Genomic DNA, 25,286 nt, shown 5'->3' on the forward strand with positions numbered 1-25,286 from the left:
GTTCATTCGGAGATCGTACGGGTAACGACGACAACGCGTTTTGCGCCGGCCTGGTAAAGCTCGGCGACGTGCCGAAGCAATTGCGCCGCCTCCAGCTCCTTGTCCGCGGCCAGTTCAATCCGGTCGGCGCCGGTGTCGTTCTGCAAGAGACGTTCGGCGAGATAGGCGTCCGCCGTGACGGGCTGTTCACGGAAGTACAGGCTTCCGTCGCTGCGCACATAAAGCGCGTCCGGCGGCGGCAGGGACGGCGCCTGTGCTTCCGAGAGCGTTACTTCCGGGTCCTGCGGCGGCGCCAGCTGGCCTGCCACAAGAAAGAAGATCAGCATCAGAAAGACGATGTTGATCAGGGACACCGTCGATTCCAGCGGCCGCTTTTCGGCTTTTCTCGGCATGCGGATCATTGTGCGTTCGCCACCACGATCTTCAGGTCCGGAAGACTTTTCAGCCGGCTCATGATTGCAACAAGTTGCTGCGTTGTCGTTGCGCCGCGCACGAGAAGCAGGAGGCTGTCGACGTCCCGGTCCAGCAGGGACTGCGCCTCCTTCATGAGCAGATCCTCGCCGACTTCACGTCCGTTCAGCCGAAGACCGGTTTCCTCGAGCACCAGAATGGCTTTCGGAACCGCGCCGGTGCCGCCACTGCCTGCGGGCGCACCAAGATCGAGCTGACCAAAAGTGGTGAAGGTCGAGGACAGCATGAAGAACAGAAGCAATAGAAAGATGACGTCGACCAGCGGCGTCAGCGATATCGGCTTCTGCTTGCGGGCTGGACGGTCAACGCGCATAGGCGAACTTTTGTCCCGCGAGCGGTTGCGGGGCATCCTCGGTGGTGGCCGGCAGCTGCATGAGAAGGGTCGAGGTCAGCGTCTCGACCGCCACCCGCTCCGCTTCCAGACGGCCTTCGAGCCAGGTGACCACCAGGGAGACAGGCATGGCGACGCCCAATCCCGCCGCGGTGGTCATCAGGGCGACCCAGATGCCGCCCGCCAGGGCGGAGGGGTCGACGTTGGTGCCTGCGGATTGCAGGGCCTGGAAGGCCTCGATCATGCCCAGGACCGTTCCGAACAAGCCGATCAGCGGGGCGATCTGGGCGATGGCCTCCAGTGCACGCACGCCTTTGGAAAAATGGTGCAGATTGCCCGTGGCCTCGACGCTCACGCGCTCTTCGATGTCTTGCCGGGGCACACGGCTTTCCAGCAGCTGAAGCGTGACGGCGACGGCCTTTTCAGCGGCGCTCTTGGGCGTGGGCATGCGCTGCCTGGCGTCGCCGGGACGACCGGCCTGCCAAAGCCGGATGACATCGCCGGCCCGTTTCGCCGTGCCGATGCCGCAGGACAGAAATTCAAAGACCTTCACCAGGACAAGGGCCAGGGCGATCACGGAAAGACCCGCGATGACGGTCACGACGGGGCCGCCGACCTGGAGCAGGGAAGCGGTTTGCGCAAGGATCTCGGACAGCATGGTCGGCTCCTATTGGGTCAGGTCAAGACCTGTCCGGCTGGACAGGGTGAGCGAGGCGGTGCAATGGCCGGAGGATGCAGGTTCGGTGCAGCCCGCCGGACCGTTGATCAGAAGCCGGCCGGCCTTCGTGCAGGGCAGGCCGGGAAGCTGGAACTGGCGGACGACGGTCTTGCCGTCGGGCAGCGACCCGAAATCGAACACCGACATCTGGCTGATCACGCCCGCGTCGTCGAACAGAACCAGTTCGTAGGCCGCGGCCGGGAGGGCCGTGCCGGTAAGGTTGCTCATGACAAAGGAAAGGTGGCAGCCGCCACCGGTGTCTTCCGCCTTGTTGAGTTCCAGCGAGATGCCTGGCGCGGCGGTCTCCGCCATCGCCGAACTGGCGGCGAGGGAAAAAAGGGCCGCGCAGGCAAGCGTGGCAACGGCATTGAATCCCGGTACTCTCATATGCGTTTCTCCCTCGAAAACGGCCGCCGCCCGCGGGGACAGACGGCGGCCTGGTGGTCAGAACGTCTTGGCGAAGCTCAGCTTGAAACTGCGGCCGACGCCTTCGTCGTTGCTGAGGTGGCTGCGGTAGGACTTGTCGAAGATGTTGTCGACGTTGAAACGCAATTCGCTATCCGCGAAATGGCCTTCGGTCGGCTTCCACGATGCATAAAGGTTATGCAGCACATAGCCCGCGGTCTTGTCCTCGTCGTCGCCGACCCGGTCCTGGGCGGCGTGAAAGTCACCTTTCCAGCCGAAATCCAGATTCCAGGGACGGTGCACATATCCGACCTTCAGGAAGGCGTTGTCGGCCGGAACCGCGTTCATGTATCCGCCGGTGTTGGCATTCTCGCCCCGGATCAGGGACGCTCCGAGCGAACCGTAGACACTGGATGTCCAGTAGGACGCCTCAAGCTCCAGTCCCTGGTAGCGCGCCTTGGGAATGACTTCCGTAACCACCGACGTGCCATCCCAGTAGCTGGCATAGTAGTTGGTGACGTTGTTGCGGAAGGCGGTTCCCTTCAGGCGGAAGGCATCGCCGTCCTTCACCAGATCATCGAACGACATCGTGATCCCGGCTTCGAAGTTGTTCGACTGTTCCTTTTCGATCGCGTTGACCGTGTAGTTGGAAAAGACCTCGTCGAGGGACGGCAGCCGCTCGGTGTGGGCGACTGAGCCGAACACGCCAAACCAGTCGGACATCTTGATCATGGCCGCCAGTTTCGGCGAGTAGCCGATCTTGGTCTTGTCCTCATTGAGATCGACGGTGCTGCCGGTGCTGTCGACATAGCTGCCGACATGCACATTGGAATAGTCGATGCGCATGCCCGGGATCAGGGTGATGCGGTCGTTCCAGACAAATTCCGCCTGGGCGTAGGTGCCGACATTCTTGGTGTCGCCTTCCGGGTGCGACCCGGAGCCGCTGCGCACATAAGTGCCGAAGTCGCGTGGATTGCGGCGCTCCTGGAACTGTCCGTCCACACCGGTCGTCAGATAGGCCATCCACGTATCGCTGAGCTGGAAGGTCGAAACGTTGTCGGCCTTGCCCTGCCAAGTCTCGTAGGAATATTCGGCATTGTAGCCGAACGGATAGTAACAGGTCGGCGGCGCCGGGGGCGGTGCGAACTGCTGGCAGATCTCGTCCTGGTTGTTCTGTTCCACCCGTGTGTCAGACCAACTGACCTGTGCCTTCACATCGAACAGATCATTGCCGGTGAAGGCATTCTCGTAGCCGATGATGGCGGTCTGGTCGGTGACCGTGCGGTCGACATCCCCGAAACTCGTGCCCCAGGCGACCTGGTCATAGTTCTGGTTGTCCTCGTCGCTCGACCAGTTCTGATAGCTTGCGAAGACCGACTGGTCCTCGTTTGCTCCGAACGTGTAGCGCGCCTTGACCAGACCGTTGATCGACGAGAAGTCGGTGTCGTCAATCGTGTCGCCGTGGCCGTCGGTCATGTCCTGGGACTGGCGGTAGTTGAGTGCGCCGAGCAGTTCCAGATTCTTGACCGGTTCCGCCGCGACAATCGCACTGCCCAGCCAGCCGTTGCCGTTGGAATCCCAGGAGGTCTTGAGCCGTCCGCCGATCAGGTCGCCCGGATCGAGGAAGTCGCTGGCGTCCTTGGTGGTGAAGGTGACCACACCGCCCATGGCGCCCGATCCGTAGAGGGTCGAGGAGGCGGGGCCGCGCAGAACCTCAACCTGTTTGTAGAGTTCCGGGTCCGAGAAAAACGATCCCATCCGGTACTGTTCGAAGAACTTGTTGACACCGTCGACCTGGATGATGATCCGGGTTTCGTCCCCGGACAGCGCTTCGCCGATACCGCGAATGTTGAGGCTTTCGCCCAGCACCGAGTTCGAGCCGATCGGCGTGATGCCGGGAATTTCTCTGAAGATATCGCCAATCGTGCGAGGCTGCAGATCGTCGATGGCTTCCTGGTCAAGCACCGTGACAGCCTGGGGCGTGTCGATGGCGACCTTTTCGATCCCCGCGCCGACCACGATCCGCTGCAGCGGGGTCGCCGCTGCGTCCGGCAGCACGTCCTGCGCGGCCGCCCCGTGATTAAACGTCAAAATCCAGAGGGCAACCCCACCCATAAGGCGGCTGTTGCCGATGTTCGTGAGCCCCATAAAATTCTCCAAGAGTGCGCGTTGTTCGCGTCCTTATTTTTCGCTGCCTCTCACCACAGCATTTATAACATGAGCCAGTGACTCAGGTATTGATGTCCTAATGAAAGGTGAGTATACGAGTCAAGAATAAGTTCGCTGTCGCGGCAAGAAATTGCCACTTTAGAAACGTTCAAAAAACTTTGTTATCTCATGGAGTTAACGGGGAGCATGGATGGCGGCGCGGGCGGATGAACACCAAAAGGGCACGACTCATGAAAGCCGATCCGATCTCCTCCGTAACCAGACCGGGCGCTGCCGAAATCCGGCAGGCGCGGGCTCAGAACCCGAAGATGCGGGAGCGGGACCTCGCTCGTATCCTCGATATCTCGGAAGCGGAGCTGGTCGCCAGTATGGTCGGGCATGGCGCGCGCCGGATTGCGCCGGACTTCGATGTCCTGTTTCCGGGGTTGAAGGACGTTGGCACGGTGATGGCGCTGACCCGCAACGAAAGCGCCGTGCATGAAAAGATCGGGCCGTTCGAGAAGTTCGTGAACGGAAAGAGGGCCGCCCTGATGCTGGGCGCCCAGATCGACACGCGCATGTTCCCGTCTGTCTGGGTGCATGGGTTCGCAGTCGAAAAGGAGGACGGCAAGGACGTCCGCCGCTCGCTGCAGTTCTTCGACGCGCACGGCGACGCGGTTCAGAAAATCCATGCCCGCCCGGAAACCGACCGGGCAGCCTGGGACAGGCTGGTGGAAGCGCTTCTTCTGGACGATCAGACCCCGGACGTGCTGCCCGTCATCAGTGAGGCCGAGCCGTTTTCTCGCAAGCTGCCGTCCGAAGGTTCCGAGACTGAGTTGCGCGACCGCTGGCAGCGCATGACCGATCCGCACCAGTTTCACGGGATGCTGAAAGACCTGGAGCTTGACCGTGTCAGTGCCTACGAATTGGCCGGCGATGCGTGGGCATGGTCCCTGGACCGGAGTTCCGTGACGACGTTGCTGCGTCTGGCAACGTCCGAGGACATTCCGATCATGTGCTTTGTCGGCAACCGCGGCTGCATTCAGATCCACTCCGGCGAGATCAAGACCGTCATGGAGAAGGGGCCGTGGATCAACGTGATGGACCCGACGTTCCATCTGCATCTGAGGACCGACCAGATCTGCCATGTCTGGGCGGTGCGCAAGCCGGCGGATGTCGGCCATGTCACGTCGGTGGAAGCCTTCGACAGCGACGGCCAGCAGATCATCCAGTTCTTCGGCGTGCGCGGCGAGGGCAATTCGGAACGTTCCGACTGGCGCGGCATGGTGGAAAAACTGCCGAAACTCGAGCCGTCCGTTCAGTTGGGAGCCGCAGAATGAACGCGTTGCCATCCAGCCGCATTTGCGGTATCGCCGCCGCGCTGGCCTTGACCGTCGCAGCCGTGTTTACGCCCGGCAGGGCGCCTCTTGCGGACAACGCCGGGCCGCCTCAGGCGTCCCGGGTGGTCGCCGTGGGTGGTTCCGTCACTGAAGTGATTTTCGCGCTGGGTGAACAGGACCGGCTCATCGCCCGGGACACGACCAGTATTTTCCCCGAGGAAGCAAACGCCTTGCCCGATGTCGGTTACATTCGCGCGCTGTCGCCCGAAGGTGTCCTGTCGGTCGACCCGGACCTCGTTCTCATGCTGGAGGGCAGCGGGCCACCGGAAGCGGTGGCCGTGCTGAAAAAGTCGGGCGTGGCCGTTGCCGATGTCCCGGAAACCTATACGGCGGAAGGCATTGTCGCCAAGGTCCGCAAGGTCGGCGCGGTGCTGGGCGTTCCTGAAAAGGCCGAGGCCCTCGCGGAAAAACTGGAAGCCGATCTGTCGGCTGCGCAGCAGGATGCGGAAGGCAAGTCGTCCGGCGTCCGGGTCCTGTTCGTCCTGTCCACCAAGGGCGGGCGCATTCTGGCGTCGGGAAGCGACACGGCCGCCGACGGCATCCTGAAACTGGCGGGCGCGGAAAACGCAGTGTCCGATTTCTCAGGCTACAAGCAGTTGAGCGACGAGGCCATCCTCAGCGCCGCGCCGGACGTGGTGCTGATGATGGACAGGACCGGAGATCACGGGACCAGCGCGGAAGCGCTGTTTGAGCATCCCGCGCTCGGCCAGACACCCGCCGGCCTGAACAACAGGCTGGTCAAGATGGGCGGCCAGTATCTGCTCGGCTTCGGTCCACGCACCGCAGCAGCCATCCGGGATCTGGCGGTCGAGCTTTCCGGTGTCCGGAGCTGACCGGGCCATGAGTGACACGCCGCTTTCGGAGCGGGCTTCGCGTTCCGGCAGCTGGTTCGGCAGACGCGAGGCGCGGGACGGCAACCGGGAACCGCTCGCACGGGCGGTGATCGCTGTCCTGGTCGTGGTGACGGTGGCAGTCATGCTCGCCAGCCTTGCGACCGGACCGATCGCCATCCCGGTGCTGGGCATCCTGCCGCATGTTCCAGGACATCTGCTCGGCGCCGGTGAAGGCGTTCCGGATGGCGTTTCCGTCCGGGACTGGGTCGTGCTGATGGACATTCGCCTGCCACGTGTCGTTCTCGGCGGGCTGGTCGGTGCCGCGCTGGCGGTGTCCGGCGCGGTGATGCAGGGCCTGTTCCGCAACCCGCTGGCAGACCCGGGCATTGTCGGGGTCTCTGCCGGTGCCGGTCTGGGCGCGGCGCTGTTCATTGTTCTGGGCAATGCGGCCCTTGCGCCGGTGATGGCCGTCCTCGGCATCTATGCGATCCCGTTCGCGGCGTTTTTCGGCGGGCTGATCACCACGCTACTGCTTTACCGGATCGGCACGCGCGGCGGCATCACCTCGGTCGCGACGCTGCTCCTCGCCGGTATCGCGCTGGGAGCGCTGACGGGGGCGATGACCGGCCTTCTGGTTTACGTCGCCGACGACCAGGAGCTCCGGGACCTGCAGTTCTGGGGACTGGGTTCGCTCGCGGGTGCGAACGGGGAGAAGCTTCTTTCCGCGGCGCCGATCATTCTGGTGATGCTGGCCAGCGTGCCGTTTCTGGCGCGGGGGCTGAATGCGCTGACCCTCGGCGAGGCGGCTGCGGCCCATCTCGGTGTCCGGGTCCAGCGGCTCAAGAACATCAGCATCCTGCTGGTTGCCGCCGCGACCGGCGCCTCCGTTGCCGTCAGCGGCGGGATCGGCTTCGTCGGCATCGTGGTGCCGCATCTGCTCCGGCTCAGCATCGGTCCGGACCACCGCTTTCTGCTGCCGGCCTCCGCGCTTCTGGGCGCCTGCATGCTGATCGCGGCGGACACGCTGGCGCGGACGATCGTGGCGCCGGCCGAAATGCCGATCGGCATCATCACGGCTTTTGCCGGAGCGCCTTTCTTCCTCTGGATCCTGCTGCGCAAACGCGGCCTGACCGGGCTGTGACGGAGGCAAAGATGTTTCACCAGACCCAGGTAACTGCTGCGGCGCAGGCAAGCGGGCTTGCCGTCTCCGGCGTCAGCGTGTCCGCCGGAAAAACCCCGATCGTGAAAGACCTGTCGTTTCACGCTGCGACCGGAGAAATGCTCGCGATCATCGGGCCGAGCGGCTCGGGCAAGACAACGCTGATGAAAGCCATGACCGGCGAGATGTCCTATTGCGGACAGATCACGCTTGCGGGTCTGGAAGTCGGCGGTCTCGCTCCGGAATTCATGGCGGACATGCGGGCGGTGCTGCCGCAGGCCAGCCAGATCTCCTTTCCTCTGACCGCATCCGAGGTGGTCGGTCTCGGTCTGATCGACCGGCGCCGGAACCGGCAGGAACGCGCCCGGCGGATCGCCGAGGCCCTCGCCCGGGTCGGCCTGTCCGGTTTTGAAGGCCGGACCTATCAGGATCTGTCCGGCGGCGAACAGCAGCGGGTTCAACTGGCCCGGGTCCTGTGCCAGGTCTGGGACCCGGTCCCCGCGGACGGCCCGCCGCGCTGGCTGTTTCTGGATGAGCCGGTCTCCAGCCTCGACATCAAGCATCAGTACCAGATCATGCGCCTTGCTGCCGATTATGCGGCGCGGGGCGGCGGCGTTGTCGCGGTCATGCACGATTTGAACCTGACCGCCGCCTTCGCGGACCGGGCGCTGGTGATGCGCGATGGCACGCGGCTGGCTTTCGGCGCGCGCGACGAGGTGATGCAGCCGGAGCTTCTGTCCCGGGCCTATGGTTTCCCGCTGGAGATCCTGGAACGGCGCGGCAGCGCACGGCCCGTGATCGTTCCGGTGGAGGCGGACTGACGTGGTTGCCACCTTGGTTGCCTCAAGGGGCCTGACGCATCGTCGGAGCTGCGCCGCATGTCAGCGCCGGTTCAGTTCCTTCAGCGCCGTCACCATCTCCGGCGCATCCCAGACCCGGTCGCCGACCGCGGCCAGGATCACCTCGGCCGAACCGTTCAGGATGTAGGTGACCGGAAGCCCCCTGAGGTACCAGATGCCGGGCATGGTCTTGCCGGTGTCCATCAGGACGGTCAGGCCGTCATCGTCGATCTCGTCGAGAAACGCCCTGATCCTGTCTTCCCGGTCGCCGACATTGACCGCCAGAACGGCGAAATCGTCCCGGCCAAGCTCCCGGGCGAGCCGTGCAAGAGCGGGCATTTCCCTGCGGCAGGGCGGACACCAGGTCGCCCAGAAGGACACCGCCAGCACCTTGCCGCGATAATCGCCGATCCTGTGCCGCGTCCCTTCAAGATCCGTCAGGTCGAGCTTGGGGTCGATTTCGAAGGCCGGTCGGGCAAGCCCGAGGGACCGGAAGTCAGGGCTTGATGCCACTGCCGCCGACGGCATCAGTGCCAGTGCGGCTGATCCGGCCAGAATGTCCCGTCTCGTCAATCCCGTCATATGGTCACTGCCGCGCTTGATGGTGCCTTGGGGTGCCTTGGAGTGCTTTGGAAACGCATCTTCCATTCGTGGCAAAGGTAAGCGGCACCGGATCTTTTGCAACGAGGACCCGGTTCACATTCGCGAGACGGAGGTCGACCGGTTCAGGCGGGCCCTTCGGTGCAAACCGGCAGCAGCTCGATTCAATCAATCCCCGCAAGCGCGCTTTCAACCGCCTTCCCGCAGGCAAGCAGGGCGTCGTCCTGTCCGCCGGTGGCAACGAGCATTGCGCTCAGGACCTTGCCGTCGTGAGAATAGGGCAGGGCGAGGCTGCAGGCGTCGGCGATGTTCGCCAGGGACGGATTGCGCAGCGCCAGCAGGTTCATGCGGTTGAAGGTGTCGTCATCGGCGAGATCGTCGATGTTCGGCGGCAGGATCGGGGTGGTCGGCAGCAGCAGCATGTCGCCGCCCAGTTCCTTGCGGAACGCTGCGATGAAGTCCGCACGCCGGTTGAGGGTCTGGCGGTAGTCGATTGCGGTTATTTCATCGGCGCGGGCCATGCGGGCATGGACACGGGGATCGAAGTCTTCAGGTGACCCCTGGAAATGGTCCTCGTAATGGGCACGCGATTCCACCGATGTCATGTGCCAGGGCGGGACGTCCCGGTAGAGGGCCATTGAGGCGAGGGTCTTCTCGATCACGTCGAAACCCGCATCCTGAAGCTGCCGGACAACCGCCTCGAAGCCTTTGGAGACCTGGGCGTCGATCTCGTCGAAACCGAAGTTGCGCGGGATGACCAGACGGGTCGCGGCGGGAGACGAAGGCACGGCCGGCCGGCCGGCCATGACCTGCCAGGCGAGTTCGCAGGTGGCGACGGATCTTGCCATCGGACCGAAACTGTCGAGGCTGTCCGACAGCGGTTTGCCGCCCGTCAGGGGCACGGAGGCCTGGGTCGGCTTGAACCCGGTGATGCCGGTGAAGGCCGCCGGAATGCGGAGCGAGCCGCCGGTGTCGCTGCCGATGGCCACGTCGCAAAGACCGAGGGCGACCGAAACCGCGCCGCCGCTGGTGGAGCCGCCGGGAGCGCAACCGGGCCAGGCCGGATTTCGCGGGGTGCCGTGGTGAGGGTTGAGGCCGAGGCCGGAATAGGCGAATTCCGACATGTTGGTCAATCCGACGAACACGCCTCCGGCCGCATCGAGACGGGCGATCGCGGGCGCGTGTGCCGCCGCTGGCAGGTCACCACGCAAGACCTTCGAGGCGGACGTGGTGACTTCACCGGCAACATCGAACAGTGCCTTGACGCTGATGAGAGCGCCGGCCAGCGGTGATCCTGCTCCTGCTCCTGCTCCTGCTCCTGCTGCCTGCCTTGCCTGTGCCCGGGCGCCGTCTTCGAGCAGCTTGATGAAAATATCCGCGGCTGCCGGGTCGCCGGTCGCCGCCTGAAAGAATGAATCAAGGCGGTTCTGCAAGGTTTCAGGGGACCAGGGAAACGGCGTGCTCATGGACAGGACCTTAAAAAGTCATCAAGGGAAAGGGCCCGGGCCTGTCATCGTCATCAGGTCTGCCCGGGCGCCAGCCCCGATGGATATCACGAAACGATATCGAGAAAAGTGCTGGTGTAGCTCAAAGAGATCGACTGGCCTGAACCCGGGTCTTCCAGTTTCATCCTGATTTCGGCGGAGGGCCGGACCCCGCCGATGGCGGGAAGGGTGCCGCACAGCATGGCCGTGCCGTCCCGCAGACCGGCACTGTCGATCAACTTCTGCAGCGGCAGCATCGCGGCCAGCGTGCCTTCCTGGTAGGCCACCCATCCGTCGCTCTCGCGGATCCAGGATTGCAATGTCAGACTGTCCAGGCGATCGGCGACGTCCTCGAACAGCCAGAGCGTGTCGGCGACGGGTTTGGCGCAGGCCTGTTTGGACCATGCGACCGAGTAGGTCTCCAGCGACCGGTCCGTATGGTCCGAGGCGAGCCCGAGCCAGATCCTGCCGTCCTGTTTCAGGAGAAAGGGTTCCGCCTCGCCGGAGGACTGGTCACCGAGTACCTGAATGGAGGCTTCCTGTGTCAGCAGCGCGGGCGCGCACTGGTAGTAGAGCGGCACGGACGACGGCGCGGGCACGCCAATGGCCGCCAGTTCCTCGATATGATGATCGACCGCGGCCCGATCGCGGCCGGTCCAGCCGGCTACGATGAGCCGGTCCGGAGTGCAGGAAAGCACTCCTGTTGCGGTTTTGAATTGCATGGGAGTTCTTTCTCAGAGTGTTGAAGGCAGGAAGAGCGCCAGTTGCGGCAGCAGGATCAGCAGTCCGACCATGGCCAGCATCGCCAGCGCATAGGGAATGCAGCCCAGCATGACATCGCTGAAGCTTCCGGTTTTTCGCGCCGCCTGAACCACGTAGAGGTTCAGGCCGACCGGCGGTGTGATCAGCGCCATTTCCACCAGGATGATCATCAGGATGCCGAACCAGATCTTGTCGTAGCCGAGCTCGACGATGATCGGCACGACGATCGGGATGGTCGCGACCATCAGCGACAGGGTTTCGATGAAGAAGCCGAGGACGATGTAGATCAGGACGATCACCAGCAGGGTCTCGAGCGGTCCGAGACCCAGTCCGCCCAGAAGGTTCTGCAGCGCCCGGCTGACGCCGGCGGCCGTGAGGGCGAAATTGAGGACATAGGCGCCGATGACCACGAGCATGATCATGGCGGACGTCTTTACCGCCCCGCGAAGGGCTTCGAACAGCATTTCCCGATTGAGCGCTTTCTGGTGGGCGGCGATCACGAGGGCGATGGCGACGCCGACGGCGGCTGCTTCCGTCGGCGTCGCCCAGCCGGCATAAATCGTGCCGACAATGGCGGTAAACAGGCCGAGAATGGGCAGAAGATCGGCAAGGCCGGAGAGTTTTTCCGCTGCCGTGCTCGAGCGCCGGGGACCGCCGAGCGAGGGCCGGATGACGCACAGTATGACGGTGATCGCCATGAACAGGCCGGCCAGGAACAGGCCCGGGATGAGCCCGGCAAGAAAGAGCCGTGGGATCGAGCTTTCGGTCAGGAAGCCGTAGACGATCAGGTTGATCGACGGCGGGATCATGATGCCGAGCGTGCCGCCGGCGGCAATCGCGCCGGAGAAGAGTTTCTGGTTGTAGCCGAGTTCCTGCGCCTGCGGCATGGCAACGGTCGCGACCGTTGCCGCCGTGGCGACGGACGAACCGGAGGTCGCGGAAAACATGGTCGAGGTGGCGATGTTGGCGTGAATCAGGCCGCCCGGCATCCAGGCCACCCATTTTTCCAGCGCGGCATAGGTCCGCCGGGCGACGCCGCTGCGCACCAGGATTTCACCCAGCAGCACGAACAGTGGAATGGCAATGAGCGTGGCGCTGTTGGAGGACGACCAGACCACCTGACCGAGCCCGCGCATCAGGGGAAACGGGCTGAAGAACGTGTCGATGCCGAAGGCCAGAAGGAAGAGGACGATGCCGACCGGAATCGACAGGGTCAGCAGCCCCAGCAGGCCGAAGGATGTGAAGGCAATCATGCTTCCCCCCGCGCGCCGGCGATCCGGTCAACGGACGTGTAGTCGGCCTTCGTGAATCTCACCAGGACGGAGACCAGCAGGAGGCTGGCCGAAACGGCGAACCAGACCCAGCCCGCCCACCACAGGGACTGCGGGATCAGCAGCGGCGTTTCAAGCGGCGTGTTGGCGCGCGCACCGGTGGAAAGCGTTTTTTCCACGACGGCCCATCCACGCCAGGCGACCACGAGGGCCGTCGCCGCCAGGCAGAAGAGCGAAATGATGTCGAAGACCGCCCGCCCGAAGGGAACGAGGCGCTGACGGAGCAGGTCGATGCGCACATGCGCCTGCTCCGTCAGGGCATAACTTATGCCCCAGCTCGTGGTGACGGCCATCACGTAGCCGGAGATCTCGTCGACGCCCCCGAGCGAAGCCCCCAGCCGGCGGCTGACAATCTCCACCAGGGTGAACGCGACGCAGGCCATCAGCGCAAGGCCGACACCGATCGCGAGGCGGTCGTTCAACCGCCGGATGAGGGATACCAGGGACATCATCGAAGGGGGCCTCAGTTCGTGTCGAGTTTGACGCCGGTGACTTCACCGACCGTATCGCTCCAGCGCTTGGCCCAGTCGCCGCCCGCGCGTTCCGCCCAGTCCGGCAGAACTTCGGTGATCAGGACTTCCCTGGCTTTCGCCAGATCCGCGTCGCTGGCTTCGACAAGCACCAGATCTCTGGCGTCACCGTAAGGACATTCGCCGCTGCCGGTCAAACAGACGATATCGTTCTCCAGGGCGTTCTGGGCGCTTTCCCAGGCGGGGGCCTCGACGTATTCCTGAACGCCTTTTTCAAGTGTGGCCTTCTGCTCGTCGGAGAGTGCGTTCCACTTGTCCAGATTGATCGCGGTGACGACCGGGTCCCAGCCGCCGAGCGGGATCGGCATCAGGTGGGTGGAGACTTCCCACCAGCCGGCATTGTAGCCCGAGCCTGCACCGGTAATGGCGCAATCGACGACACCGCGCTGCAGGGCACCGGGGACTTCGCCGAAGCCGACATTGACGCCTTCGGCGCCGAGCGCTTCGAGAAACTTCGCGGTCATGCGTCCGGAGGCCCGAACCTTCTTGCCCTTCAGGTCATCCAGAGAGGCGATGTCGGCATTGCAGAAAACCACTTGCGGCGGGTAGGGGGCAATGCCGAGGACCTTGGCGTTGAAGATGTCCTTGTAGATGTCGTCGACCATGGGTCTTGCCGCATCGACGGCCTTTTTCGCGGTGTCTGCGTCAGGTGCGATCAGCGGCACGTCCAGGGCTTCCAGCGCGACGCTGTCGGACACGGCGTAGTCGGCAACGGTCATGCCGACATCAAAGACGCCCTGGGACAGCATGCGAAACACGTCGCCGCCGCCGATGCCCATCTGGTCGTGGGTGGTGAGCGTTGCGGTCAGGTCGCCGCCGGAGATTTCCGGAAGCTTTTCCGTCCAGAACGGAGCTTCATATTCCTTGTGCAGCGGCAGGCCGCTCCAGCTTCCGACGACGGAAAGCTCTTCAGCCTGGGCAATCGTGCCGGCTGTGAGTGCGATCATCGAGACTGTGGACAGTTTCAACAAGCTTTTCATATTCAGTTCCATCCTCTGTTTATTATGTATTTCAATTAGTTATCGTTAAGTTGGTAGATTGGGTCCGTCTGCTCGTCGACATCGGCGATGAGCATGGCACCGGGGGCGTGGGTGATCGACAGCGGCAGCTTCGCCGTCATTATGGCGGCCTGCGGAGTGACACCGCAGGCCCAGAACACGGGGACTTCGCCCTTGCGGCCCTCGACCGGCGCGCCCCAGTCCGGAGCATTCAGATCGGAGATGCCGATGGCGTGCGGGTCCCCCGCATGAACGGGTGCGCCATGAGCGAGCGGGTAGTTGCCGCAGATCTGTCGAACGTCCTGCAGCCGGTCTTCGGGCACCGGTCGCATGGAGACCACCATGCCGCCGCCGAACGGGCCGCTGGGCACTGTTTCGAGCGTGGTCCGGTACATCGGGACCGTGACATTCTCGTCGATGTGGCGCATGGCGATGCCGGCCTGGCGCAGGGCATTTTCAAAGGTGAAGGAGCAGCCGATCGCGAAGGCGACGAGATCATCCTGCCACAGGCCGGAAAGATCGGTGACCTGTCTTTCCAGTCTGCCGAAACGGTAGACATTGTAGCGGGCCGCATCGGTGCGGATGTCGACATCGGCTCCGAGCCGCGCAATTGACGCTTCGCCGGGAGCGGAGATACCCGCCAGGGGACAGGAATTGGGATTGTTGCGGCAGAAGGCATGAAAATCGGCGGCGTATTCGACGGGGACGATGGCCAGATTGCACTGGAGCCTGCCGCCGGCAAGACCCGCCGTATGACCGCTGTAACGGCCGAGCCGGATCGCCCGGCGCGCGTCGGACGGGGTCATTTCTGTCAATTGGGCAAAATCGGCAAGCGCTGTCGTCATGTCCACCTCGAATATGAGTGGCAAAATGCTGGGGCGGATCTAATATCAAGTCAAATCGTCAATTTCTGTCCAAAGTGATCAATTATTTCGATCGCTTGAAAGAGGTTTGTTTTCATGACGCTTGAACAACTCAGGACGTTCCTGGCAGTTGCACGAATGGGCGGCGTCAGGCGTGCCGCCGAACAGATGCATATATCTCAACCGGCTGTTTCCGCACGCATTTCCGGTTTGGAGGCCTATCTTGGCACCGCGCTCTTCAGCAGGGTGTCGACCGGTGTCGTGCTGACCCGAAAAGGGGTGCTGCTGAAGCAGCATGCCGATCAGGTGATGGCCATCCTGGAACGGATCAAGGGGGATGTGATGTCGGAAGACAGCATCAGCTCCCTGCTGAGACTGGGTGTGGCGGAGACGGTGGCGCAGACCTGGCTGCCGGAGTTCCTGCGAGAACTGCACCGCAACTTTCCCCGCCTCAAGATCGAGGTTTCGGTCGATATCTCGCTCAATCTGAGGGAGATGCTGCTGGACCGGTCCCTGGACCTGACGATCCTGATGGGACCGATCTCCGAATTCAATGTCGACAATCTGGATCTGCCGGCTTTCGAGCTCGCCTGGTACCGTCCGGTGGACCTTCCCGACCCGGATCTCAGCGTGACGCCGGTCATTACCTATACCCGGAATTCCCGTCCCTATCGGGAGTTGATGCAGCAGCTTCGGGACCGTCATGGCATCGCGGCGCAGATCTTTCCGACGAATTCCCTGTCGACAGGGTTCGAAATGGTGGCGTCCGGGATCGCCGTCGGCATTCTGCCGCAGGAACTCGGGCGCCGGCTCGTGGAGGAGGAACGGATCGCCACCTTCGATCCGGGCTGGCTGCCGACGCCGCTGCGGTTCACGGCGACCTATATCGGCGAACCGCGCAATGAGCTGATCACGCGCGCCGCCAGGGTTGCCCAGCAGATCGCGGTCGCGCATCACGAAGCGATCAATGCGTGAGGAAAGGGTGTTTCCCGCAGCACGTTATGATGGTCCACCGGACGGTGGCTTCAGGCTGCCTCGAAACGTCGGTCCAGGTAGCTGTTCATCGCTCCGGCGACACCTTCGGCGGCGATCTTTTCGGCCGCGTGGCGGAAGGCCGACAGGAAAACGTCGTTCGTGCCGAGCCCGCCGAACAGGTCCGGCATCACGAATGCGCCCGTGCCACCTTCATAGACATCCCTTGCCCAGCCCTGCAGAAGAGCCGCGTTTTCGTCCTCGATCACGTGGGTGCCGCCGGCCTCGTCCTGGCCGAGGCAATACCGGCACCACAATGCGGTCTCGAATGCCAGGCCGGTCACGGGCAGGCCCGCGTCCAGACGGTCCTGAATGGACGGCAGGATGAATTTCGGCTGCCGGTTCGATCCGTCCAGACAGAGGCGGGGAATGGTGTCTCCCACCGCGGGATTGGAAAAACGCTCCATCACCGTGTCGAGATAGGCCGGAAAGCTGACGCCCGCTATCTCCGGGACGGTCGGCAGGATTTCGTCTTCCTCCAGCATCCTCAGGAACGCCCGGATCAGCGGATCGGCCATGGCGTCGTGGACGAAATGATGTCCGAGCAGGGCGCCGGTATAGGCAATGGCCGCGTGGCCTCCGTTCAGGATGCGCAGTTTCATGAGTTCGTAGGGCGCGACGTCCTTGACGAATTCGACGCCAACCTTTTCCAGCGCGGGGCGCCCGGCGGGGAAATTGTCCTCCAGCACCCATTGCCGGAACGGTTCGCAAACGACGGGTGCCGCGTCCTCGAGGCCGAAGCGGTCCCTGACCAGTGCGCGCTCGCGCTCTCCGGTTGCCGGGGTGATGCAGTCGACCATGCCGTTCGGAAAGGCGACGTGGTCCGCGACCCATGCGCCCGTCTCGGTGGACAGGGCCCTGGCGAAGCCCGCGACGGCCTGTCTGGCCATGTGGCCATTTTCGGGAAGGTTGTCGCAGGACATCACCGTGAACGGCGCGACACCACGTTCGCGGCGCCGCAAAAGCGCGGCAACAAGAACGCCAAAAACGGTTTCGGGCGCGTCCGGCCTGGCAAGGTCGGCCTGGATTTCCGGATGGGCGGTGTCGAAGCCGCCGGTGTTCGGATCGACGAAGTACCCTCCCTCGGTGATGGTCAGCGAGACGATGCGGATGTCGGCTTCGCTCAGCCGGGCGACCACGGCCGCCGGATCAACGTCTATGAAATCGATCATCGCGCCGCAGACCTGCGCGCTCAGCCCCTGTGGATCGAGCTCGACCACGGTCGTCAGCCAGTCCTGGGGGGCAAGCTTTTGACGCATGGTCTCGTCATAGGGCTTGAGCCCGGCGCCGACGATGGCCCAGTCGAGGCCTTCTCCGCGATCGAACAGCCTGCTGAGGTAGATTGCCTGGTGGGCCCGATGAAAGTTGCCGACGCCGATATGCAGGATGCCGGGCGTGAGATCGGTCCGCGCATACGCCGGAGCCTTGACAGTGTCAGGTAGATTGTGAAGCACGGTGAGTTTCAGCTTTTGAGTCATTGGTCAGCTCGTCCAGTTGCCGCCATCGACGTTGTAGGTTTGCGCGACGATATAGTCGGCATCGGGGGACGCCAGAAAAACGGCCATGCCGGTGAGGTCATCGGCGGTGCCCATGCGGCCGAAGGGAACGGCCGCGCCGACGGCCGCCTTCTTTTCACCGGGCCGCAGGCCTTCGTATCTGGCGAACAGGGCGTCGACGCCGTTCCAGTGATCGCCGTCAACCACGCCGGGAGAGATGGCATTCACGTTGATGCCGTGCCGGATCAGGTCGAGGCCGGCCGACTGGGTCAGGCTGATCACGGCCGCCTTGGTCGCGCAATAGACGCCGACCAGCGCTTCGCCGCGCCGGCCCGCCTGGCTGGCCATGTTGATGATCCTGCCGCCCCGGCCACGACGGATCATGGACTTCGCGGCCGCCTGCAGCATGAACAGCGTGCCGCCGACATTGATGTCGAAAAGCCTGGACCAGCTCTCGCGCGAAATCTCGACGGTGGGTGCCAGATCGAACAGCGCGGCGTTGTTGATCAGGATGTCGAGGCCGCCCGCGGTCTGTTCAACGGTGGCGATTGCCGCGTCGATCGACGCCTGGTCGGTCACGTCGAGCGCGACGGCATAAGCGTTCGATCCGATCTCGGCCGCCGCTTGCTCGGCGCCTGCAAGATTGATGTCGGCGATGGCAACCGTGGCACCTTCCGCGGCATAACGCGCGGCGAAGGCCTTGCCGATGCCGCGGGCGGCACCGGTGATCAGCGCGGATTTTCCGTCCAGACGCTTCATGGGATCCTCAGGTCCTGATCGTCGAACCGGTGGATCTTTTCCGGGTCCGGGGTCAGGTGAACGGTGTCGCCATGGCGGAAATTGACCTCGCCGGAAGACCGCACGGTCATCGGCTCGTCCAGACCGTCAACGTCGACGTAAAGGAACGTGTCGGACCCAAGATGCTCCGAAACGCCGACCTTGCCGCTCCATTTGCCGCCACTCGACGAGACCGTCAGGTGTTCCGGCCGGACACCGATCGTGGTGGCGCCGTAGTCGGCCGCATAGGTCCCCATCAGGAAGTTCATTTTGGGCGAGCCGATGAAACCTGCGACGAACTTGTTGCGGGGCGCGTGATAGAGATCAAGAGGCGAGCCGACCTGTTCGATCACACCGGCCTGCAGCACGACGATCTTGTCGGCCATGGTCATGGCCTCGACCTGATCGTGGGTCACGTAGATCATGGTCGTCTCGAGGGTCTGGTGCAGCTCGGAGATTTCCAGGCGCATGTTGACGCGCAGGGCCGCGTCCAGGTTCGACAGCGGTTCGTCGAACAGGAAGGCGGCGGGCTCACGCACGATGGCACGGCCGATGGCGACGCGCTGGCGCTGGCCGCCGGAAAGCTGACCCGGCCGGCGGTCGAGATAGTCGGTCAGGTTGAGGACGCTGGCCGCCGCTTCCACCTTGGCGTCCTGGGCCGCCTTGTCGAGGCCCGCCATGCGCAGCGGAAAGGCGATGTTCTTGCGCACGGACATGTGCGGGTAGAGCGCATAGGACTGGAACACCATGGCAAGGCCGCGTTTGGCCGGCGGCACCTCGGTGGCGTTTCTGCCATCGATGGTGATGTCGCCGCTGCTGACGTCCTCCAGACCCGCGATCAGGCGCAGGAGCGTGGACTTGCCGCAACCCGACGGGCCGACAAAGACCACGAATTCACCGTCGTTGATCTCAAGGTCCAGCGGCGGGATCACCTGAACGTCGCCGAAGCTCTTGGTTATCTGGTTGAGAGTGATCTGACCCATTTTTCTGTCTCTCTCTATTTGACCGCGCCGAAGGTGAGGCCGCGCACAAGCTGTTTCTGGCTGAACCAGCCGAGAATGAGGATGGGCGCGATCGCCATGGTCGAGGCGGCGCTCAGCTTGGCGTAGAACAGACCTTCCGGGCTGGAATAGCTGGCAATGAATGCGGTGAGGGGGGCGGCTTTCGCCGCGGTCAGGTTCAAGGTCCAGAACGCTTCGTTCCAGGCCAGGATGATGTTGAGCAGCAAGGTGGACGCAATTCCGGGTATCGCCATCGGCGTGAGGATGTAGAGGATCTCTTCCTTCAGGGACGCGCCGTCCATGCGGGCCGCTTCAAGAATTTCTCCCGGGATTTCCTTGAAGTAGGTGTAGAGCATCCAGACGATGATCGGCAGGTTGATCAGCATCAGCACCAGTGTGAGACCGACGCGGGTGTCGAGCAGACCCAACTGGATGAACAGCAGATAGATCGGGTAGAGAACGCCGACCGCCGGAAGCATCTTGGTCGACAGCATCCACAGCAGGATGTCCTTGGTGCGTTTGGAGGGCACGAACGCCATGGACCAGGCGGCGGGTACCGCGATCAGGATGCCCAGGATCGTCGATCCGCCGGCGATGATGACCGAGTTCCAGAGAAAGCGCATGTAGTCGGAGCGTTCCTGGACGACGGAGTAGTTTTCGAGCGTCCAGTCGAAGAACAGGAACAGCGGCGGATCGTTGATCGCCTGGGCCTCTGTCTTGAAACTGGTCAGGATCGTCCAGAGTATGGGAAAGAAGATCAGCAGGCCGATGCTCCACGCGATCAGCGTGTTGACGGCCTTGCGGCGATTGGTGACTGCGCGGGCCATGGTCTTTACCTCCTCACGAGTCCAGATTTTTGCCGACAATGCGCATCAGGAAGATCGCGACAATGTTGGCGAGAATGATGGCGTAAACACCGCCCGCGGAACCGAGACCGACATTCTGGCTTTCCAGGACACGCTGGAAGATCAGGTAGGTCAGCGTCCGTGTGCCGAACGAGCCCTGTGTGGTCACGAAGATTTCGGCGAAGACCGCCAGCAGGAAGATCGTCTGGATCAGCACGACGATCGTGATGGCCCGGGACAGATGCGGCAGGGTGATCCAGGCGAAGCGGGACAGCGGCGGGGCGCCGTCCATTTCGGCGGCCTCGAGCTGCTCGCTGTCGAGCGACTGGATCGCCGTCAGCAGGATCAGCGTTGCGAAGGGCAGCCATTGCCACGACACGATCAGAATGATCGAGAACAGCGAGGCGTCGCTGAGCCATTCCACCGGCTGCGCACCGAAGAATTTCCAAAGATGCGCGAAAAGACCGTTCACGGGATCCATGAACATGTTCTTCCACACCAGCGCCGAGACCGTGGGCATCACGAAGAAGGGCGCGATCACGAGAATGCGGACAATGCCCTGGCCCCAGAGCGGCTGGTCCAGCAGGACCGCGAGCAGGACGCCGAGCACGACTGTGATCACGAGGACGCCGCCGACGATGACGAGGGTCGTCTGGACACTCGGCCAGAAGGCGCTGGAGGAGACAAAGCGGACGTAATTGTCGAACCCGACCCAGCCAAGATCACCACCGCGCAGCGGCAGGTATTTCTTGAACGAGAAGTAGAGGGTCATCGTCAGTGGAATGAGCATCCAGCCAAGAAGCAGGACGACGGCGGGAGCCATCATGATGCGGGCGGCGGAACGGGAATGCTGGGTTGCCATGGTCACACCTGATCTGTCGACGGGCCTTGCCGTCACTGATGGGTGAAAACGTCTTAATTCAAGAACAGAGAGAGAGGGGGCGGGACGGGTCCCGCCCCCTCAATTGAAGTTGCGAAGTCCTAGTAACCCGCGGCTTCCATTTCTTCGGCCGTCAGGGTCTGAGCCTTCGCGAGGGCTTCGTCGACCGTCTGCTGGCCGGCGAGCGCCGCGGAGAATTCCTGGCCAACCTGGGTCGCAATGCCGGCAAACTCCGGGATGGCGACGAACTGCACGCCGATATAGGGCACCGGGTCGACAGTCGGATCGGTCGGATCAGCGGAGTTGATGCTGTCCAGGGTCATTTTCGCAAACGGCACCTTGGCGTATTCCGGGTTCTCGTAAAGCGAGGTCCGGGTGCCGGGAGGAACGTTCGCCCAGCCTTCATTGGCGGCAACGAGTTCCAGGTATTCCTTGGACGTCGCCCACTCGATGAACTGCTTGGCGGCGGCTTCCTTCTGGGTGCCTGCCGGAATGGCGAGCGCCCATGCCCAGAGCCAGTTGCCGCGCTTGCCGAGGCCCGTGTCCGGTGCCAGGGCAAAGCCGACCTTGTCGGCGACCGTGCTGTCATCCGGGTTGGTCACGAAGGAGGCCGCCACGGTGGCGTCGATCCACATGCCGCATTTGCCCTGCTGGAACAGCGACAGGTTTTCGTTGAAGCCGTTGGTGGAAGCGCCCGGAGGGCCGGCTTCGTTCATCAGGTCGATGTAGAAGGAGAGCGTTTCCTTCCACTGGGGCGTGTCGAACTGGGGTTTCCAGTCCTCGTCGAACCAGCGTGCGCCGAATGCATTGCCGGTTGCGGTCAGGAACGCCATGTTCTCGCCCCAGCCGGCCTTGCCGCGCAGGCAGATGCCGTAGATCTCGTTGTCCTTGTCGGTCATCTTGCGAGCCGCGTCGGCAACGAATTCCCAGGTCGGCGCGTCGGGCATGTCCAGCCCGGCCTTCTCCATCAGATCGGTGCGATACATGATCATGGAGCTTTCGCCGTAGAACGGCGCCGCATAGAGCGTTCCATCGACCGACAGGCCGCCGCGCATGGCCGGCAGGATGTCGTCGGTGTCATAGCTTGCCGGCAGATCGTCGAGTGCGACAAGCCAGTCCTGCTTGCCCCAGATCGGTGTTTCGTACATGCCGATGGTCATGATGTCGAACTGGCCGCCCTTGGCGGCGATGTCCTGGGTCACACGCTGGCGCAGGACATTTTCCTCAAGCGTGACCCACTCGACGGTGTGGCCGGTCTTGTCGGTGAAATCCTTGGTCAGACCCTGCATGCGGATCATGTCGCCATTGTTGACGGTCGCGATGGTGAGCGTGTCTGCAGTTGCTGGAACACACAGTGCTGCAACCGCACATGCGCCGAGGAGCGCACGGGTATGAAATGTCATATTTATCCTCCCAAGCGAGATTGGGCATTTGCCATTCTTGCGAGCAAATATTCGCAACGAAGCTGTGTTCGAGTCAAGCGATGAATCATGAATCTGATCAAACATTCATCGCTGCAGTGCAAAATAAGTATAAATATCAATATGTTATAATAAGTGGGAAAAAGCTCATTCCTTGAGCAATTGCTCAGCTGTGGCCTCGTTCGTGATCAGGCAATTGACCAAACGTCCTCTCAGGGCGCCCAGCATGCCTGGTACCTTGGTGCTGCCGGCGGCCACACCGTAGACGGGTTTGTCGCCCGCCGGCAGGAGCGGGGCGCTTGCAACCAGATCGTTGGTGTGCCCCTCGATCAGGTCCCCGTTGCGGTCATAGACCCAACTGGTGATCTCGCCGACCGCACCGGCATTCTCCAGCGCCCTCATTTCGTCGAGGCTGACGAAGCCGTCCATGGAAAGCGGAGCGCTCTGGCCCATGTTGCCGATGCCGACAAAGGTTGCGTCGGCCTGGCGGATCAGGTCGAGAATATTGTGAACCGCTTCCTGATTGTGCAGCAGGTGCAATTCCTCGCGGGAGCGCGCGAACACGGGCAGGGGCATCGGATAATGGCGGGCATTGACGCGGTCCGCGAGCCGGATGATCACGTTGTAGGCCGATGCGGACCCGTCCGACATCATGTTGCCCAGCAGCGAGACGATCCGGTGTTGCGGACAATCCATGGCGGGAAGCTGGTCGACGCAGGCGCGCAGGGTCCGTCCGGTGCCGAAGGCTATGATCCGGGGCTGCCGGGAGCTGAAATGGCGCTCCATCTCGGCCGCGGCCGCCTGGGCAATGCCGATCGGCGACGATGGCGCGTCCGGATCGCTCGGCACGACTTCGCAGGATTGAAGTCCGAAACGGTCGCTCACCCGGCTGCTCAGTTCCATGCAATGGGCGATGGGATGATCGAGCCGGACCTTGACGAGCCGTTCGCTGACGGCCAGCGACACGAGCCGCTGCGCCGACTGCCGCGAGACTCCGAGCTTGCGGGCGATTTCGTCCTGCGTGTTTCCGGCCACATAGTACAGCCAGCCGGCTCGTGCGGCGTCGTCGAGACGTGTGGCCTCTGCGGGGTTCTTCTGTTTCATGTCGCCTTCAGTCTCGTCGCAATGGGGGCACAAGCTGAAAGAAATCCGTCAAAGATGCAAATGCTCGCGTTGCTTGCCTCGAGTCGTCCAGCGAAATTTCTCTTTCCCGGGCGGTTGCAGGGTCAGGATTTTTTCAGCCTGACGACGGTGCTGGGCGCGTTTTTCAGGTCCGCGTGCACGAACTCCCGGAAGTCGCCGATTTCAAGGGGTTTCGAGAGGAAATATCCCTGGCCGTAACGCACCTTCAGATCCATGATCTGTGACAACTGGGCTTCCGTTTCGATACCTTCGGCGACGACATCGACATTGATCGAACGGGCGATCTCGATCATGGGGGCGACAAGGTTTCCCCGCATGGCGGGCAGTTTCCTGTCGAGCTCCTGAACGAAGGAGCGATCGATCTTGATGAGGTCGATGTGGCCGTTCCTGACCTGGGCAATGTTGGAGTAGCCGGTTCCGAAATCATCGATTGCGATCAGGAAACCGCACCGGTCGAGGAAGCCATGGACTTTCTGCATGCGATCCGGGTCGAGTATGCCTGTTTCCAGTATTTCACAGCACAGGCGAAGCTTGCGGAGGGCGGCACGCCGAAGCGGCTTGCTTGTGCAGAGCCTGTCGACATGGGCGTCGTCGAGGTCGGCGGGAAAGAAATTCACCGAAATGCCGAGTTCCGGATGGGCTTCCAGGATCTTTTCCAGATCCTTCAGGGCGCGCGCGAGCACGATTTCCGTGAAGATCCAGGTCAGGCGCTGGCGTTCGATTTCCGGAATGAACTCCGCGGGAGACAGCAGTCCGTGCGCATCCTCGAAGCGTGCGAGCACCTCGCATCCGGAAAGCCGGCTGGACCGCAAGTCGATGATCGGCTGGTAGACACACCTGAACTGAGAACCACCGGAGCGGACTGCACGTCGGACCCGGCTGGCGACAGAATTGCGGTTCATCAGGTAGGTTCGGATCTGAAGGAAAACGAGGACGGCCAAGGCAATGTTGAACAAATTGGCCGTCACCAGCAGCGGCCATTCGGTGACGATCAGTTCGCCCACCCCGGCCTGCAGGTAAAGGCAGATGATGCCGCTTTCCAGTTCGCAGGAACGCAGGTAGAGAAACGCGGTGAAAGGATTCCAGCGCGTGCGCTGGTAGTCCAGGGACACCCCGCTCTGTCCAAGGGTCGTGACCTTGGTCTTTCCGTCCGGTGCAGTCGCGGTCACTTCCCAGGCGCGGCCGGGGGGCAGGTCACCTGGCCATGTGGGATAGACAATGACGGCGACCGGACCGTGCTGGAAAAGAATGAATTTCTTCACGCCGGGATAATCGAGACCTTCAGGATCTATCCAGACGGACATATCCGGCGTCGGGGTTGCCATGCCGGTCTCGGGTGACAGTTTCACCGGCCGGCTCAACTCTCCGAGGAGGGCCGTGCATCTGATTTCGCCGGTGTCATCGTCAAAGACGGCAATGTCGCGGACGCCGTCGTGTTCGAAAAGCGCGCGGCGAAAGTCCGCCAGCAAAGTTTCCGAGCACTCCTGGCTCGCAGTGCCGGCGAAGGCCCGGAACAGTTTGTCGCGATGCTGGAATTCAAGGCTTATTCTTTTGACAACATAGTCTTTCTGGTCGGTGAGAACCGTATGAAGCTGTTGGCTTGCGATCAGCCAGGCTGCGATAGCGCCGATCCCGAATGCCGTGAACGCCACGACCAAGGGAAAAAACGCAGGTTTTTGTGTTTTGGGACGCATCCTTGGACACCTTCCGGTTCGGGCCGGATTTAGAGCATCCAACTTAAGCTAACGTAGCGTAAGAAAATATCCAGTTGTCATTTCCCCGCAGGGCGCCCGTACCGCAAACACGCGGATCGCCTCAT

General features: G+C 62.7%; 25 protein-coding genes. 5 read left to right on the plus strand and 20 right to left on the minus strand.

The window, feature by feature from the left end:
* Positions 1 to 2: 2 nt before the first annotated feature.
* Genes AC0VX3_RS07615 through AC0VX3_RS07635 form a run of 5 tightly spaced genes read right to left on the minus strand, consistent with a single transcriptional unit; the run spans position 3 to position 4,073 of the window.
* Entirely contained in the window at positions 3 to 401 is a 399-nt protein-coding gene (locus AC0VX3_RS07615) for an ExbD/TolR family protein (protein WP_475524199.1), read from the minus strand.
* Complete coding sequence (locus AC0VX3_RS07620) at positions 398 to 784, minus strand: ExbD/TolR family protein (RefSeq protein ID WP_475524200.1); 387 nt, start codon at positions 782 to 784, stop codon at positions 398 to 400. The genes AC0VX3_RS07615 and AC0VX3_RS07620 overlap by 4 nt, the downstream gene beginning before the upstream one ends.
* Positions 774 to 1,460 carry a MotA/TolQ/ExbB proton channel family protein gene (locus AC0VX3_RS07625; RefSeq protein ID WP_475524201.1) on the minus strand — a complete coding sequence of 229 codons (687 nt, stop codon included), beginning with the start codon at positions 1,458 to 1,460 and terminating at the stop codon, positions 774 to 776. The genes AC0VX3_RS07620 and AC0VX3_RS07625 overlap by 11 nt, the downstream gene beginning before the upstream one ends.
* A gap of 9 nt (positions 1,461 to 1,469) precedes the next feature.
* Positions 1,470 to 1,907 (minus strand): hypothetical protein, encoded by a 438-nt coding sequence (locus AC0VX3_RS07630; RefSeq protein ID WP_475524202.1) that lies wholly within the window; start codon positions 1,905 to 1,907, stop codon positions 1,470 to 1,472.
* Between the two features lie 57 nt (positions 1,908 to 1,964).
* The gene (locus AC0VX3_RS07635; RefSeq protein ID WP_475524203.1) at positions 1,965 to 4,073 is read right to left on the minus strand and encodes a TonB-dependent receptor domain-containing protein; all 2,109 of its coding nucleotides are present in this window, start codon (positions 4,071 to 4,073) and stop codon (positions 1,965 to 1,967) included.
* A 251-nt stretch (positions 4,074 to 4,324) separates the two neighbouring features.
* Here AC0VX3_RS07635 and AC0VX3_RS07640 point away from each other — a divergent pair, with 251 nt between their 5' ends.
* From AC0VX3_RS07640 to AC0VX3_RS07655, 4 genes are read left to right on the plus strand one after another with little or no spacing between them, the layout of a single operon-like run.
* Positions 4,325 to 5,413: a hemin-degrading factor gene (locus AC0VX3_RS07640; protein ID WP_475524204.1), complete on the plus strand. Its 1,089-nt coding sequence runs from the start codon at positions 4,325 to 4,327 to the stop codon at positions 5,411 to 5,413.
* A complete protein-coding gene (locus AC0VX3_RS07645; RefSeq protein WP_475524205.1) occupies positions 5,410 to 6,306 on the plus strand; it encodes a heme/hemin ABC transporter substrate-binding protein in 897 nt (298 codons plus the stop codon). Before AC0VX3_RS07640 ends, AC0VX3_RS07645 begins: the two co-directional genes overlap by 4 nt.
* Positions 6,307 to 6,313: 7 nt before the next feature.
* Positions 6,314 to 7,447, plus strand: a complete 1,134-nt coding sequence (locus AC0VX3_RS07650; protein ID WP_348150354.1) for a FecCD family ABC transporter permease — start codon at positions 6,314 to 6,316, stop codon at positions 7,445 to 7,447.
* Positions 7,448 to 7,458: 11 nt separating this feature from the next.
* The gene (locus AC0VX3_RS07655; RefSeq protein WP_475524206.1) at positions 7,459 to 8,286 is read left to right on the plus strand and encodes a heme ABC transporter ATP-binding protein; all 828 of its coding nucleotides are present in this window, start codon (positions 7,459 to 7,461) and stop codon (positions 8,284 to 8,286) included.
* Positions 8,287 to 8,346: 60 nt separating this feature from the next.
* Here AC0VX3_RS07655 and AC0VX3_RS07660 read toward each other — a convergent pair whose 3' ends face one another.
* From AC0VX3_RS07660 to AC0VX3_RS07690, 7 genes are all read right to left on the minus strand, one after another.
* Positions 8,347 to 8,886 (minus strand): TlpA family protein disulfide reductase, encoded by a 540-nt coding sequence (locus tag AC0VX3_RS07660; protein ID WP_475524207.1) that lies wholly within the window; start codon positions 8,884 to 8,886, stop codon positions 8,347 to 8,349.
* 182 nt (positions 8,887 to 9,068) lie between these two features.
* On the minus strand, positions 9,069 to 10,370 hold the full coding sequence (locus AC0VX3_RS07665; RefSeq protein WP_475524208.1) for an amidase family protein: 1,302 nt from the start codon (positions 10,368 to 10,370) through the stop codon (positions 9,069 to 9,071).
* A gap of 86 nt (positions 10,371 to 10,456) precedes the next feature.
* Positions 10,457 to 11,110, minus strand: a complete 654-nt coding sequence (locus AC0VX3_RS07670) for a DUF2848 domain-containing protein (RefSeq protein ID WP_475524209.1) — start codon at positions 11,108 to 11,110, stop codon at positions 10,457 to 10,459.
* A gap of 12 nt (positions 11,111 to 11,122) precedes the next feature.
* Positions 11,123 to 12,403, minus strand: coding sequence for a TRAP transporter large permease (locus AC0VX3_RS07675; RefSeq protein ID WP_475524210.1), 1,281 nt, complete (start codon positions 12,401 to 12,403; stop codon positions 11,123 to 11,125).
* On the minus strand, positions 12,400 to 12,933 hold the full coding sequence (locus AC0VX3_RS07680; protein WP_342892740.1) for a TRAP transporter small permease subunit: 534 nt from the start codon (positions 12,931 to 12,933) through the stop codon (positions 12,400 to 12,402). Before AC0VX3_RS07680 ends, AC0VX3_RS07675 begins: the two co-directional genes overlap by 4 nt.
* A gap of 11 nt (positions 12,934 to 12,944) precedes the next feature.
* Positions 12,945 to 13,991, minus strand: a complete 1,047-nt coding sequence (locus tag AC0VX3_RS07685; protein ID WP_475524211.1) for a TRAP transporter substrate-binding protein — start codon at positions 13,989 to 13,991, stop codon at positions 12,945 to 12,947.
* A gap of 35 nt (positions 13,992 to 14,026) precedes the next feature.
* Positions 14,027 to 14,854 (minus strand): putative hydro-lyase, encoded by an 828-nt coding sequence (locus AC0VX3_RS07690; RefSeq protein WP_475524212.1) that lies wholly within the window; start codon positions 14,852 to 14,854, stop codon positions 14,027 to 14,029.
* 114 nt (positions 14,855 to 14,968) lie between these two features.
* On the opposite strand from AC0VX3_RS07690, the gene AC0VX3_RS07695 reads away from it, so the two are divergent.
* Positions 14,969 to 15,847: a LysR family transcriptional regulator gene (locus AC0VX3_RS07695; RefSeq protein WP_342892737.1), complete on the plus strand. Its 879-nt coding sequence runs from the start codon at positions 14,969 to 14,971 to the stop codon at positions 15,845 to 15,847.
* A gap of 50 nt (positions 15,848 to 15,897) precedes the next feature.
* Here AC0VX3_RS07695 and AC0VX3_RS07700 read toward each other — a convergent pair whose 3' ends face one another.
* From AC0VX3_RS07700 to AC0VX3_RS07735, 8 genes are all read right to left on the minus strand, one after another.
* The gene (locus AC0VX3_RS07700; RefSeq protein WP_475524213.1) at positions 15,898 to 17,382 is read right to left on the minus strand and encodes a mannitol dehydrogenase family protein; all 1,485 of its coding nucleotides are present in this window, start codon (positions 17,380 to 17,382) and stop codon (positions 15,898 to 15,900) included.
* A gap of 3 nt (positions 17,383 to 17,385) precedes the next feature.
* Positions 17,386 to 18,159 (minus strand): L-iditol 2-dehydrogenase, encoded by a 774-nt coding sequence (locus tag AC0VX3_RS07705; RefSeq protein ID WP_475524214.1) that lies wholly within the window; start codon positions 18,157 to 18,159, stop codon positions 17,386 to 17,388.
* Positions 18,156 to 19,160: an ABC transporter ATP-binding protein gene (locus tag AC0VX3_RS07710; RefSeq protein ID WP_342892734.1), complete on the minus strand. Its 1,005-nt coding sequence runs from the start codon at positions 19,158 to 19,160 to the stop codon at positions 18,156 to 18,158. Before AC0VX3_RS07710 ends, AC0VX3_RS07705 begins: the two co-directional genes overlap by 4 nt.
* A 14-nt stretch (positions 19,161 to 19,174) precedes the next feature.
* Positions 19,175 to 20,005 carry a carbohydrate ABC transporter permease gene (locus AC0VX3_RS07715; protein ID WP_342892733.1) on the minus strand — a complete coding sequence of 277 codons (831 nt, stop codon included), beginning with the start codon at positions 20,003 to 20,005 and terminating at the stop codon, positions 19,175 to 19,177.
* Positions 20,006 to 20,018: 13 nt separating this feature from the next.
* Positions 20,019 to 20,885: a carbohydrate ABC transporter permease gene (locus AC0VX3_RS07720; protein ID WP_342892732.1), complete on the minus strand. Its 867-nt coding sequence runs from the start codon at positions 20,883 to 20,885 to the stop codon at positions 20,019 to 20,021.
* Positions 20,886 to 21,004: 119 nt separating this feature from the next.
* Positions 21,005 to 22,306, minus strand: a complete 1,302-nt coding sequence (locus tag AC0VX3_RS07725) for an ABC transporter substrate-binding protein (protein WP_348150323.1) — start codon at positions 22,304 to 22,306, stop codon at positions 21,005 to 21,007.
* Positions 22,307 to 22,471: 165 nt separating this feature from the next.
* Complete coding sequence (locus tag AC0VX3_RS07730) at positions 22,472 to 23,428, minus strand: sugar-binding transcriptional regulator (protein ID WP_475524215.1); 957 nt, start codon at positions 23,426 to 23,428, stop codon at positions 22,472 to 22,474.
* 122 nt (positions 23,429 to 23,550) lie between these two features.
* Entirely contained in the window at positions 23,551 to 25,161 is a 1,611-nt protein-coding gene (locus tag AC0VX3_RS07735) for an EAL domain-containing protein (protein WP_475524216.1), read from the minus strand.
* Positions 25,162 to 25,286: the final 125 nt, after the last annotated feature.

Source organism: Roseibium sp. QJM3NY_11, from assembly GCF_056173175.1.